The sequence below is a fragment of the Desulfohalobium retbaense DSM 5692 genome, from assembly GCF_000024325.1.
Lineage (GTDB): Bacteria > Desulfobacterota > Desulfovibrionia > Desulfovibrionales > Desulfohalobiaceae > Desulfohalobium > Desulfohalobium retbaense.
Genome location: NC_013223.1, coordinates 1,765,349 through 1,777,684 on the forward strand (window position 1 = coordinate 1,765,349; position 12,336 = coordinate 1,777,684).

Sequence of the window (12,336 nt, forward strand, 5' to 3'; positions counted from 1 at the left end):
CTGTGCAACAACGCAAACGCAGTGACATGGCTACTTACTTGTCCTGCAGGGAAGTGCGGTATTGCTGAATGGCCTGCTCGTAGCGCTCGGCCCAGGTTAAGACTTGGGCGTATTGGCGACGCAGTTGGACATCGTCCGGATGCATGTCCACCAACTGTTCATAGTGTCTTAAAGAGGCCTCATATTCCCCTGCCCAACTCAGGGTTTGTGCCAATTTCAGCCTCACTCGGTCCTGGTCCGGATAGTCGCTGAGATAGGTAGTATAAATGGAAATGGCCCGATCGTAGTCTTTTTTAGCTGCATAGATATCGGCCAATTCGATACGGCTTTCGGGGTCGAGTGCTTCTCGAGAAAAGGATTCCAGGATGTTTTGCGCCTTTTCTTGCTGCCCGTGCCAAGCCAGAACTTTCCCCATTTCCAGTTTTGCCTGGATGAGATCAGGCTTGGCTTCAAGTACCTTTTCGTATTCGGCAATTGAAGCCTCGTAGCGCTGCGTGTAACTCAGGAGCCGGGCCAATTCCCAGCGTGCCTTCCATTCCGGCAATTTTTGGCTAAAGGAAAACGTCTCTTGCCCTTGTCCCTGGACCGATTGCTCTGGCGACAATTGTGAGCTGAGTTGCCGCGCCTGCTTCCCCTGCGGTGTTCCCTCAGGGGCGGCAAGGCCCGGAAGCGCACACAATACCAGGGCAAGTCCTGCGAGCATGGCCCGTACGTGCATTGTCTTCATGTGGTTTCTCCCAAGATCTTTCGATAAACTGCAATAGCCGCTTCAAAGTCCCCAGCACTCGTATATATTTTGCCTTTGAGATACAGGGCCTGGGACCACTTTGGCCGCTGGGCCAAAATGGATTGCACTCGCTGCATTGCCTGTTGCAAATGGCCGCGAACGAAAAGCACCTGGGCCAGCTCCAATTGGAATTCGAGTTTGTCCGGATTGTTATGGACAATCTTCCGGTAAACCTCTTCGGCCTGATCCCAGCAATCTATCTGGACATTGGCCTGCGCCAGTTGGTGCAAGAGTCGCACAGAATCAAGGCCTGCGCGGTGGGCCCGCTCCAGATAGGTAGCAGCTTGCGCATAATTCTCGGCCGCAAGAGCCTTTTGGCCCTGATGCAACAATACCTGGCCCCGCTGCCAGGTCTGGTATGCAAACGGCAAGGCAATGGCGAGAAGAACAAGACAAACGCAGAAAATCAGGTGCTGTCTGACTTTGGGGCGGAGAAGGGATTGGGGCAGGCTCATACCGTAGATCTGATATATTTTGTGAGCTGCAAAAAATTGGTCCCGTCAGAATGTGTTTCGTAGGACCAAGTGTCCATGATTGACGTGATGATGTGCAATCCCCGGCCACGGAGGCGGATTTCGCTGCAATCGCATGCCGAAGCTGGTACCCGGCCTCCAGCCCTTTCAGGAGAAAAAGATTTGCCCGTATCCTTGGTGCGGATACCTATTCGGCCAAGCTCAAGATGGACCTCTACCACAATGGCGTGACCGGATTCTCCACCATAGCCGTGTTCAATGATATTATTGATGGCTTCGCAGACAGCCAACTCAATACAGGAGGCGATCTCCGGGTCCTGGGTATGTTCCAGGCAGATACCGCGTAAGGCTGACCCCACCAGACGAACGCATTCCCAGCGACTTTCGATGCGCAAGGTGATAGCTTTTTGGGGGTCACTCATGGGCACCGGAAGCGTTTTCGAGGAGTTGGATAGCCTCTTCTTCAGTATCGGCTATGGCGAAAATACCGTTATCCAGACGGGTGATCGCAAACAGCTTACGCACGTTGGCTGAGACCCCAAAAAGGGCTATTCGCCCATTTTGACCCAGGCGTTTTAAGATCGCGAGCAAAGCCGCCAACCCCGAACTGTCCATAAAATCAACATGATGCAAATCCAAGACGATCTTAGTGCTGCCACGGCTAATGACGTCTATAAGCGTATTTTTGAATGTCTGGGCATTGGAAGCCTCTATACGATGTACTTGGGGAGAGAGTATGGTGACGGCGTTGTGTTGTGTTTCCTGGATGTCCATGCAAAACCTCAAAAAAATGGTGGGTATCGTTGTTTTAGCTCAGTGCGACCTCAGAGAAACGCCTTGCTTTCAGGCCAGAAGACATCGACATAAAGCGATAAGTATTTGCATGGAGCGAGCTATCTGAAAGATAGAGCCTGTGAGTCATCGGGAATACAATATAACGCAAGAACGTATACTCTCGTTCTTGCTTCTATGTCAATTATCTTCATGTGCTGCTGTCGGCAGGGATTTGACGCACAACAGGGAAACATCGTCCTCGAACGCGTCAGTTTTGGCAAAAGTGCGCAAGGATTCATGAAGAGCCGCGGCCATATTTTGGGCCGAGGAGTTCCGGTTTTGGCGCAAAACCGTGACCATGCGCTCCCTTCCATACGGCGTTCCGGCAGGATTGCGCTGCTCGTAGATCCCGTCGGTATACAGGACCAAGACATCACCAGGGTGCAACGTGTCCTGTTCGGTGGTAAAAGGACGGAGCCCCCCGAGCCCGATGAGCGTTCCTTCGGTCTCCAGCGAGACCACCTCCCCTGAATTGCGGATCAAGAGCGGAGCCGGATGCCCGGCGTTGGAATAGTGCAACGTTGCACTTTCGAGGTCCATTACCACATAGGACATGGTAAAATAGGTGTCGAAGCGTTCCAAGGGAAACTCGGCGTCCAGCTGTTCCAGCACTGTTGCCGGAGGAGTTGGGGGCCCTTCCCGTCCCGGCCAAGATTCGCTGCGCACCAGGGTGTGCCGGTACATGGCCTGGGCCGCGGAAACGGCTACCAAAGCCGCAGGGACCCCGTGGCCGCTGACGTCCAGGATGTACATCCCCAAATGCCCCGTTTGCAAGGGAACGAGGTTGAAAATGTCTCCGCCGATTTCAAGACTGGGATCAAAGACCCACCCCACGTCGAGCCCCGGGAGAGGGGAAAAATTGGACGGTAAAAGACTGAGTTGAATATTGGCCGCCGCCTCCAGATCTTTGTCCAGCAATTTTTGTTTATTTTCCAACTCCAGGTAGCTTTCCATGAGGGCCTGTTGGCTCGCTTTGCGTTCAGTTATATCCCGTAAAATTGCCGCAAAGAGATGGTCGTCTCCAGAAGTGATTTCGCTGACCCCCAACTCAAGGGGGATAATGGAGCCGTCGGATGTGCGCCCGGGCACCTCGCGGCCTCCAACCCCCAAAATATGGCCTTCGCCTGTTTGCAGGTACCTCTGGATAAACGATTGATGTGTGCTCCGGTAGGGCTCGGGCATAAGCACAGACACCGGCTGGCCGAGGAGCCATTCTCGGGAATACCCAAAAATGGTGCTGATGGCCTTGTTGACCGCCTGGATGGTCCCCTGGGGGGTAATGACGACAATGCCGTCAACAGCGGTTTCCAGGATGGCCTGGAGGGTACTCGCTTGCGAGGATGAGCCCGAAGTGTGGCAATGAGGCATATGGTCTCCAATGAGGATTCGTAAAAATTCTCCATACAATCCGGTTCCGGGGTTTGCATACAGCCTGAAACCACTCCTGCCACCGTTCCCATGGACTCGCAATCAAATATCCCGTGCCCGCCATCGCACTGCTGCTTCACTGACGGCTGCCCGCGACAATCGCCTCGGCGCGTCTTGTCCTGCGGCTCGATCATACAAATCGAGCGCACGCCATGCGCCCTCTACGAGGAAGACGATGTGCGGGAAGACCGTACCTGGGCTGTTCATTGTAGGGGCGTGTGGCGCACGCCCTTCCGGCCGCCCCCAAATCGGGATCGATATCGGTCTTTCAGGTATCTGGTATCGGAGATCGCCAAACCGCGATTGCCAGATTGCCCTTCTTTGGAACGCCAGGCGCCGGAAACGGAAGACGGTAAACAGGAAGACGATGTACGGGAAGGCTGTACCTGGGTTGTCCATTGTAGGGGCGTGTGGCGCACGCCCTTCCGGCCGCCCCCAAATCAGGACCGAAATCGATCTTTCAAGTATCTGGTATCGGAGATTCACTGGGTCCGACCGACGCACCCCCCCCCCCGCGCCCAAAGAAAAACACGCACTCACGATCCCCATTTTGGACCTTAGAACGCCCATTTTGCCCCGCAAATGGAGCCCCTGGTAGTGACAACCCAAAATTGACCAGGTGGATCCCCAAGACTGTCCCTGTGCGCCTCCTTTCTTCCCCAAAAATGAACACACCAGGGTTTATTCAGCCCAGAATTTCGGGGTTGAGCTGCCAGATGGCAAGATTGAGGGCTGCTGCAAAGCCCACCCAGAGCAGATAGGGGGACAGAAGCCAACCGGCCAGGGGGTGAATGCGCCAAAAAGCGGTCAGGGTCGCAAGAAGAAGTCCCAGCAGGAGCAAAATATCGGTCAGAGCCAGGAAACCGAACTGCCAATGAAAGAACAGCCAACTCCAGAGCACATTCACGGCCAGTTGCAGGATATAGAGTAGCAAAGCGAAACGGGCTCCGGAAAAACCGCGAGCTCTCCAGACCACCCAGGCAGAGATGCCCATCAGGGCATACAACACAGTCCAGACAGGCCCGAAGACCCAGCCCGGCGGCGCCCAAGCAGGGAGGGCCAGCCGAGCATACAAGGCCGGGGCGCTGACGGATCCGGCTCCAGCCACTGCTGCGGCCAGACCGGTGACGCCCAGCCAGAAACCCAGGCCAAGTGCTTGATGTGGAAGCGACGATTTGCCCATGCAGCCCCCTGGTCATAATCAACACTCAAATGGTTGGCGTAGCCTGATCTTTGCCCCGCTCTGTGCCCTCTGTGCCCTCTGTGGTTCAATCTTTGAATATGATTTTGCCCTCAAGATGGCGACTCTAAGGATACATAAAAGCCTTTTTTAGCCCATTATTGCAGCGATTCCATAAAATTGGGCAGGTCTGACCCCCCATGTGTCAGGCGAGTTGTCGCTTCAGAGCGCTGCCGGGATACATTTTTCAAACAGCTTTTCGACTTGCGGGGTATCATGCGGGGTAACTTGCGGGGCGACTTGGGGGGTACATGCCGGGTATCATGCATGGTGTCTTGCATGCGATGATGCATGGTATCTTCGGAGGCCCCCCCGAACATCAAACTCGAAGGAACTACTCAGCATCGCGGCCCTTCCGATCCGCTGCGCCCTGGTAGCGATTCACTCCGGCCATGATCGGGGGCAGCCCGCCACCTCCTCTATGGAAGGTTTCTTTGACCGTCTCCACCGGCACGCCCACTTGCACCGCGATAAGCGCAAGCAACCGGTTGGTCCGGTTCCCGTTGCGCCAAATAATAAGCGGGGCGATGGTGATACATATTGAAATGAGCAGGATCGACAAGGCAATTACAAGTCCCAGTATTCCCACGCCTTCAGCGCCGTACGGCATATTTCCTCCTGTTGCGAACTTTATGAGCAACGGTACATACACAAACCGCCCCACCGCGCATCCGCGCGTGCCCCGGCCAGCCAAAACCGCCACTCCCCGGCACCAAACGGATCAAACTCGTAGGGGCGTGTGGCGCACGCCCGTCTTCGGTCTCTCCACACCATTCCGCCCCACTTCGCCACTGACATGGTGGTCTGAAAACTCTGGCCCCTCCGTTTCTCTGTGCTCTCTGTGCCTCTGTGGTTCAGTTGTCACTGTCCACCAAACGAAGTATTTAACACCCAAAATTGCCATTATAGGGCCGCTGAAGAACCATTCGCGGGGGAATTATTATATAATTCTAGCATGTTAGCGCAACACGACCCCGCAAAACGCAAAACTGGGAAGCTACACTCTGTATCCTGAAAAATACTCATCACGAAGATATGACGTAACGGTCCCGTCCGTTCTTCTTTGCCTCATATAATGCGTCGTCCGCTTTCTTAAGTAGCGAAATTTCGGTGCCCCCTTCCTCATATTCGGTTATTCCGGCGCTGAAAGTGACAAAGTCCGGGTCGGGAAGGAGGTCGCTATGGATGAGTTCTCTCCGAATACGTTCATAAAAAGTTATAACCCCGGACGCATGTGTCTTGGGAAACACAAGTATAAACTCCTCCCCTCCGTATCTGGCAGGCAGATCTTCTGTGCGGCATTCATTGGCAAGGAGGGTTCCGAAGGCTTGTAGCACTTTGTCCCCCATGTCGTGGCCGTAGGTGTCGTTGATTCGCTTGAAGTGATCCAGGTCGGCAAGAAGGATGGTAAATTCTAGCCCGTGCCGTTTGGTTAAAGCGAATATCTCTTTCAAGCGTTCCTGGAAATAGCTTCTGTTGGACAAGCCAGTAAGGTAATCCATTCGCGAAATTCGGGTGATCTTCTCGTTGGCCCACTCCAGCTCTTGGTTTTTCTTGTTGAGCTCCCGGTTGGCCTTGCTGAGCTGCCGGCTCATGTCTGAAAGTTCGTTGTTCAGGTGGGACATGCTCTCCAGAATTTCATTTTCCGTGCTTCCCATCTTGTCGCCCCAGACAAGGTAGCCCGTATCAATCGGGAATGTGTAGCAACGGTAGAGGTCGTTCGATTCGCAGAGCCTGAATAGCTGGGGAAGAAACTTTTTCGACGAGTTAGAGATGGTGAGAAAAAATTCTGCCTCTTCCAGGGGACACAAGACAGATCCAAGATGTGTTCCCGTGGGCTTGTGGAGAAGATGCAGCTGCTGAACAAGAGAGTCTGTACAGAAGGTGATCTTGTATTCTTCATCTATTGTAATGAGGATGGTCGTTCCGGAAAGATTGAGGCATCGGGCCATGAGATCGGGATAACGTGCAATAAGGTCACTCACGGACATATGGGGCTCCGCTCCATTGTTCAACAAGCTCGATTGCCTGAGTGCAATCCTCGGCGTATCCGTCTCCGCCGATCCGCTGGACGAGTTCCGAATGAGTCGCAAAGGCAAGACCTCCGAGCAGGATCTTGGGCCGGGACTCCTGAAACTCCTTCTTGACGTGCTCGACGATATCCTTGCACTGGATAAGGTTAAAGGGCATGGTCACAGATAGGGCCACTACATCCGGACGTTGATCCCGGATATAGCCCACAAGATCTTCTGAAGGGGTATTCGCCCCGAGATAGTCCACTTCCCATCCTTCGGCCTCTAGGCAATTGGCAATTATCTGGGCCCCAAGGACATGGAACTCATTTGAGGCTGCCGAGACAAGGATCTTTCCCTTCCACGGTTCAACATCGGACATGACCCGGACATACTGGCTGGACACTGCCGTATTGGCCAGAGCAGAGGCCAGATGTTCTCGGGAAACGGAAATCTCACCTTGCTCCCACAATTCACCGATCCGATACATAACCGGCTGCAAGAGATTGTGATAAAAGGACTTTAGATCCTTCGGTGTTTCCGCGTTTTCATGACCTATTCGCAAAACGGTCCTACGGTCTCCGTCAATAAGAGCTTGCAGCAACCGATCCTTGTCCTCACTCTCTGGAGCAGATGAGGCGGCATTTGTAGAAGCCGGCGCCTCGGACAGCGCAAAAAAATCTTCGTGATGGGAAAGCATCCAGTCGTATACCCGCAATAGGGGCTCCGAGGTCTCAGGACTGAAGGTTTCCTCCAGCGTTTCTTTCCAGGCCCTGAGATGGACCGGGAAATAGTTCGCGGAAAATCCGTGGTTGCAGTAGGCCCGATAGACCCAGGGGACAATGTTGACCAGGAGAGAAAACAAGCCCAATTGAAAGACATTGTCCATGAACACCGCGTGATTGCGGTGATTGTCAAACATTATGTTCATGGGGTTTTGGCCGATCAAATCCTCGAGATCTTGCCGGGAGACCATCTTTTTGTTCACCCGGTCCAGGAGAAAGCTCAAGTGCTCATGATAGGCGTGAGCACTAGTCTCGGACACTGCCATTCTTGACAGCTCTTCCTGCATTTCTTTTTTCATCAAGACCTCCGTTGTTGGATAGAGCTCAACTCCACATTAATGTACTATTTTCCACTGGCATCGGACGGCTCCACAAAAACCGTGGCCATAATCGCAGCCAAGCTCAAGGAGTTTTTGCCTCTGCTCTTCACGCTCTATACCTTCGGCCAGGACCTCCTTGCCCAGATTGTGTACCATGATGATGATCGTCTGCACCAGGGTAACGGAATTATTGTTTCCCGGCAGGCCGTCCACGAACTGCTTATCGATCTTGATGATATCGATGGTCGTAGTGACAACCCAAAAATGCCCAGGTAGCCCGGGGTGTGATCACCGAAATTAGCCCACCTCCAGCAACCCCTTCATCTTTGTGTATTTCACGCAAAATGACCGTCCAGTACACGCGAGGGTGACCACTCAGTCCAAATGCCTTTGGTCGCTCAACAAATAATTCTCCATCACTCCCTCTGTGCTCTCTGTGCCCTCTATGGTTCAGTTGTCAATGCCCACCAAACGAACCATTGAGCCCCCCAAATTGCCTCTATAGGGCCCTTGAAGGACCATCCAGAGAGGCATTCTTGCATAATTCTAAACTGTTGGCGTGGCCCGACCCCGCTAAAAGAATCCTTTGCTCAAGGCGCGGGGTCCGGATCAAAAGTCCCAATAAGGTGACCGTCTGCCGGAGGTATAGCGGGAACAGGTGCGGAATTTGGGCTTGGCCATCACGCCCTCCTGAGTCGTATAAATAAGCCGCAAAATACCCCATGTCTTACAAAAAAGACAAACAGCGCCATCGCACCTATCTTGCAAACCCAATCCCCATGCGCCCTCTACGAGGAAGACGATGTGCGGGAAGGCTGTACCTGGGTTGTCCATTGTAGGGGCGTGTGGCGCACGCCCGTCTTTGGTCCGAACGTACAAGAGGGCGCACGCCATGCGCCCCTACAGTGTTCGACCACGGCAACGCCCATTCCCACTGGCAGGTGCCCCCACGCGTGCCCCGGCCAGCCAAAACCGCCACTCCCTGGCACCAAACGGATCATACGTGGAGGGGCGTGTGGCGCACGCCCGTCTTCAGTCCGAACGTACAAGAGGGCGCACGTCATGCGCCCCTACAGTGTTCGACCACGGCAACGCCCATTCCCACTGGCAAGTGCCCCCACGCGTGCCCAGCAAGCCGCACTATTAAAAATCGCCCCACCACGCATCCGCGCATGCCCCGGCCAGCCGAAACCGCCACTCCCCGGCACCAAATGAATCATACTTGTAGGGGCGTGTGGCGCACGCCCGTCTTCGGTCTCTCCACACCATTCCGCCCAACTTCGCCCCTGACATGGTGGTCTGAAAACTCTGGCCCCACCGTTTCTTTGTTCTCTCTGTGCCCTCTGTGGTTAAATCTTTGGTTCTATGATTTTGCCCTGAAAAAGACGACCCTACGGACGAATGCAGATCAAATCTCGCGGCCTGGTGAGGGCTTCAGCGTTTATCAGAAAAGAGATAAATACCGACGAAGCTCAGCGACGCTGAACTAGCCGAAGTGCGCGTTGGCGGGATGTGTCAGAATTTTTTTATGCAACGAACTTTATACTCTTTGTCCCTTCCCAAAGCGTGGAGATGCCAATCTCTCTAAGCTTTTCAAGTTGATTCGTAATTGTGGCAAAATGATTGCCTGCCAAAACGCCAGCCTTGGATGCAAAATGTACGCATCCATAAGCGATTAATATTTCAGTTTCACTTTTTCCTTTTGGGTACAGCAATATTTGTCCGGGTGATGGGTAGGAAGTAGCATCTTCGTACCCTAACGAAAAATCCATGCTTCCCAATGGGATCCATACTCCCTCACCACTCCAGCGAACGTGGACAATGTTCCCCACAAATGGCATAGCTTTACGAAATGCTTTGCATGTTTCTGGTGACTTCTGATCTTCAAAATCAGCCCGAAATATATGCCCGTCGATTTCAATATTCATGATTTCCCTTGGGTTTTCGATGGTTTTGCTTAACGTCTGGATCACTGGCGTGAAGTATGAGCGTCCCGTTGCAAGTTGTCGTTCGGCCATTTGAAAATGAGGCTCATCCATCCGTAAGTTTTTTTACTGCAAGGAATTGAAATATAAGGGAATGTCACGAAAGCCTAGAGAGCCGCCTCGTCCGCGTCCGCCGGTTTTAGGATGTAAAAGTGGATGAAGACATCCTTATCCAAATCAAGAGTGGTGGGTTTTGGATACGATTGCATACAAGCAAATCCAGCCTGTCCCTGTATCCTCTCTGTGCCCTCTGTGGTTGAATCTTTGCACCGAGGCCAGAAATACGCAACACCACCCCGATCCCGCTCGTCGGGACGTGTGGCGCACCCCCATCTTCGGTCAACTCACACAGCGAAAAGCAACACCGGAATCTGTCAATCGTGAAACTCCTCCCGAAGAAACTCCCCCTCTTCGTTCAAAACAAACGTCACCATGCGGAAGTAAAATCGTGGCCCTGACTGGTCGTGAATAATCTGCAAATGCCCGCCGCACTCGTGCGTAAAATCATATGCAATGTTGGTTTCAGGATCGAATGTGACCGGAGCGGTCCGTTCAGACCAGCATGTGAGACACCGAGCGTTCGATTTCCGCCTCTTCGCAATTTCAAGCAATGCGCTGAGTTCGGCTATAGCTTTATCCAGCCATCGAATTTCCGACTCCAAATGCCTCTTCTCTTCGCGATGCCGAAATTTGGCAAAAAGCCCCCGATGCAACTCTCGCTGGCGACGGCGTGCTTCAAGCCGCCTGCGCTCTTTCGAATCCAACTCGTGGTGCAATTTGCTGCGATGCATCTTTTCGATATCGGAATAGCCTGCACAGTCGTAACACCACCCTTTGAAACGGCCCGTCTCGACGATCTCACCGCTCGATGTTTGATAGCGAACCCGAAAAGGACGGTACATCTCGCGTGTTTCGTAGTCGCACCCAGTGCAGACAATCCTTGCTGAATCAATTGACATCGCGGTAGTCCTCAAAAATCAAAAAAATACTTCTGGCGGACAACATCTCTACTCGGATTCTTGAAAAGTGTCATTGTCCTCTGCCTCATCCGGAGGAGTTGACGCTGACATCTCGTCCGAAAACATACTTGTCACTTGAGTGTGCTGTCGCGCACGCAACAGTAAATCACCAAGATGTTCTCCATCCATGTTTTCCCAGTCCAGTTTGTCCAGGTGCAGCAGTTCCTGGTTGAGATCCTCCGGGGGGCATCGTAGTGACAACCCAAAATTAAAACTATTGATGTATTCTATCGATTATTATCGTTTCCATGGCATATTTTCCCAACTAAAAAATTCATAAACTGCTGATTCTGCAATGCTATATTCATCGCCCTTTGCATTGAACCGCTTATAGCTTACATTTGCATCTTTCAAAAAATATTCAGTTAAGGAGAGTATTCCTTCAATATCATCTTCCATAATTTGCTCATACGACAACTCAAAAAACTCTGCAAGCTTTCTTGCATTTAGACTCTTGTCCTGCTTTTCGTGCGAAACAATTTCAGCGTAGCGAAGCATACCTGCAATAACAACAGCAAGCCTATGCGTTATCCCCTCAGGCACCAACTTTTGCAGCATATCTATCCATGTGCCATAAACCTTTTTCCCGACAACTTCTTCAATCATTCCACTTCCCGTAATATATTTGCTTTGCCTTCGATTAAGCTAACGTTTGGATCACTGGCGCGAAGAATGAGCGTCCAATACCTTTCATTTCTCAAAATTACTCTTCAACCGGGTAACCTGAAGAAATTTGTCGAGATTGAAAGCGTCTACATACTGATCGGTATCCATTTCTTGAGCCAACTCTTCCATGCCTGGCATGGACCTGGCTGCTTTATAGAATGAACGCAAATAAGGAACAACACGGAAGCCTAAATCCTGAACCATATGGTGAGCTAAATCCGCGAAGCCTCGCGACCCAGCCTCTATGTGAAACGCGGCCATCTCCATACCTAAAGCGGCAAACTCAGGATCAAATTTTACATTACACTGGTCGGCTGGTCTCTCCCTGAGCATCTTTGATTTTTGATCAGAGAAAGAAGACCTATATATTTTAGTCATAGTGTCCCCTGCTTAGTCTTTGCGCATAGATATTTTTCCACCCAACGCGCCCGTTAAATAAAGCCTAGATCGAAACAAAATCAGCGTCACAGTAACAAAACTTTTTTGTACTTCTAACAACATTTTCGCTCATTCCAATTTTCTAATACAAATAGCGCTATTGCATGTGCAGCATGGATGGTAAAACGCGCATGTCGCGGTTTTAAATTATAGATTTTACGCCCTTCTCCATGAGCGGAGCTGGCATGTGTTCTAAATGCACCAATTCCAGCTACAACATAAACATCCCGAATAAAATTTTCGTTAAGTCTGTATCCTGAATTGAACCTGGCTCAAAACCTAGATCAGTGATTGCGATAACCCAAAATGCCCAGATAGCCCGGGGTGTGATCACCGAAATTAGCCCACC

General features: G+C 52.0%; 15 protein-coding genes. All 15 read right to left on the minus strand.

All coding sequences use genetic code 11. The features are described from left to right. Positions 1-34: 34 nt before the first annotated feature. Complete coding sequence (locus DRET_RS07590) at positions 35-727, minus strand: tetratricopeptide repeat protein (RefSeq protein WP_015751951.1); 693 nt, start codon at positions 725-727, stop codon at positions 35-37. After that, positions 724-1,242: a tetratricopeptide repeat protein gene (locus tag DRET_RS07595; RefSeq protein WP_015751952.1), complete on the minus strand. Its 519-nt coding sequence runs from the start codon at positions 1,240-1,242 to the stop codon at positions 724-726. The genes DRET_RS07590 and DRET_RS07595 overlap by 4 nt, the downstream gene beginning before the upstream one ends. Next, positions 1,239-1,682 (minus strand): ATP-binding protein, encoded by a 444-nt coding sequence (locus DRET_RS07600; RefSeq protein WP_015751953.1) that lies wholly within the window; start codon positions 1,680-1,682, stop codon positions 1,239-1,241. Before DRET_RS07600 ends, DRET_RS07595 begins: the two co-directional genes overlap by 4 nt. Then, a complete protein-coding gene (locus DRET_RS07605) occupies positions 1,675-2,034 on the minus strand; it encodes an STAS domain-containing protein (RefSeq protein WP_015751954.1) in 360 nt (119 codons plus the stop codon). Before DRET_RS07605 ends, DRET_RS07600 begins: the two co-directional genes overlap by 8 nt. 198 nt (positions 2,035-2,232) lie before the next feature. Beyond that, positions 2,233-3,462, minus strand: a complete 1,230-nt coding sequence (locus DRET_RS13015) for a PP2C family protein-serine/threonine phosphatase (RefSeq protein ID WP_015751955.1) — start codon at positions 3,460-3,462, stop codon at positions 2,233-2,235. A gap of 745 nt (positions 3,463-4,207) precedes the next feature. Further along, positions 4,208-4,705, minus strand: coding sequence for a TspO/MBR family protein (locus DRET_RS07615; RefSeq protein ID WP_015751957.1), 498 nt, complete (start codon positions 4,703-4,705; stop codon positions 4,208-4,210). 391 nt (positions 4,706-5,096) lie between these two features. After that, positions 5,097-5,372, minus strand: coding sequence for a hypothetical protein (locus tag DRET_RS07620; protein WP_015751958.1), 276 nt, complete (start codon positions 5,370-5,372; stop codon positions 5,097-5,099). Positions 5,373-5,787: 415 nt separating this feature from the next. Then, a complete protein-coding gene (locus DRET_RS13020) occupies positions 5,788-6,753 on the minus strand; it encodes a GGDEF domain-containing protein (protein WP_015751959.1) in 966 nt (321 codons plus the stop codon). After that, positions 6,740-7,819, minus strand: a complete 1,080-nt coding sequence (locus DRET_RS07630; RefSeq protein ID WP_167317797.1) for a cobalamin B12-binding domain-containing protein — start codon at positions 7,817-7,819, stop codon at positions 6,740-6,742. The genes DRET_RS13020 and DRET_RS07630 overlap by 14 nt, the downstream gene beginning before the upstream one ends. Before the next feature lie 75 nt (positions 7,820-7,894). After that, positions 7,895-8,092, minus strand: coding sequence for an EAL domain-containing protein (locus DRET_RS14040; RefSeq protein ID WP_167317798.1), 198 nt, complete (start codon positions 8,090-8,092; stop codon positions 7,895-7,897). Between the two features lie 1,313 nt (positions 8,093-9,405). Continuing rightward, positions 9,406-9,897, minus strand: coding sequence for a DUF3830 family protein (locus DRET_RS07640; protein ID WP_208595893.1), 492 nt, complete (start codon positions 9,895-9,897; stop codon positions 9,406-9,408). 341 nt (positions 9,898-10,238) lie between these two features. Then, positions 10,239-10,823, minus strand: coding sequence for a hypothetical protein (locus tag DRET_RS07645; protein ID WP_015751965.1), 585 nt, complete (start codon positions 10,821-10,823; stop codon positions 10,239-10,241). 297 nt (positions 10,824-11,120) lie between these two features. Beyond that, positions 11,121-11,489: a hypothetical protein gene (locus DRET_RS07650; protein WP_015751966.1), complete on the minus strand. Its 369-nt coding sequence runs from the start codon at positions 11,487-11,489 to the stop codon at positions 11,121-11,123. Between the two features lie 84 nt (positions 11,490-11,573). Continuing rightward, positions 11,574-11,927: a hypothetical protein gene (locus DRET_RS07655; protein WP_015751967.1), complete on the minus strand. Its 354-nt coding sequence runs from the start codon at positions 11,925-11,927 to the stop codon at positions 11,574-11,576. A gap of 113 nt (positions 11,928-12,040) precedes the next feature. Beyond that, entirely contained in the window at positions 12,041-12,220 is a 180-nt protein-coding gene (locus DRET_RS14045) for an abortive infection family protein (RefSeq protein ID WP_208595909.1), read from the minus strand. Between the last annotated feature and the right edge of the window lie 116 nt (positions 12,221-12,336).

Excerpts from the sequence above, each read along its gene's own strand:
- DRET_RS07655 (WP_015751967.1), bottom strand. The coding sequence starts at position 11,927 with ATGACTAAAATATATAGGTCTTCTTTCTCTGATCAAAAATCAAAGATG.
- DRET_RS07600 (WP_015751953.1), bottom strand. The coding sequence starts at position 1,682 with ATGAGTGACCCCCAAAAAGCTATCACCTTGCGCATCGAAAGTCGCTGG.
- DRET_RS07620 (WP_015751958.1), bottom strand. The coding sequence starts at position 5,372 with ATGCCGTACGGCGCTGAAGGCGTGGGAATACTGGGACTTGTAATTGCC.
- DRET_RS07590 (WP_015751951.1), bottom strand. The coding sequence starts at position 727 with ATGAAGACAATGCACGTACGGGCCATGCTCGCAGGACTTGCCCTGGTA.
- DRET_RS07650 (WP_015751966.1), bottom strand. The coding sequence starts at position 11,489 with ATGATTGAAGAAGTTGTCGGGAAAAAGGTTTATGGCACATGGATAGAT.
- DRET_RS07640 (WP_208595893.1), bottom strand. The coding sequence starts at position 9,897 with ATGGCCGAACGACAACTTGCAACGGGACGCTCATACTTCACGCCAGTG.
- DRET_RS07615 (WP_015751957.1), bottom strand. The coding sequence starts at position 4,705 with ATGGGCAAATCGTCGCTTCCACATCAAGCACTTGGCCTGGGTTTCTGG.
- DRET_RS13020 (WP_015751959.1), bottom strand. The coding sequence starts at position 6,753 with ATGTCCGTGAGTGACCTTATTGCACGTTATCCCGATCTCATGGCCCGA.
- DRET_RS07645 (WP_015751965.1), bottom strand. The coding sequence starts at position 10,823 with ATGTCAATTGATTCAGCAAGGATTGTCTGCACTGGGTGCGACTACGAA.
- DRET_RS07595 (WP_015751952.1), bottom strand. The coding sequence starts at position 1,242 with ATGAGCCTGCCCCAATCCCTTCTCCGCCCCAAAGTCAGACAGCACCTG.
- DRET_RS13015 (WP_015751955.1), bottom strand. The coding sequence starts at position 3,462 with ATGCCTCATTGCCACACTTCGGGCTCATCCTCGCAAGCGAGTACCCTC.
- DRET_RS07605 (WP_015751954.1), bottom strand. The coding sequence starts at position 2,034 with ATGGACATCCAGGAAACACAACACAACGCCGTCACCATACTCTCTCCC.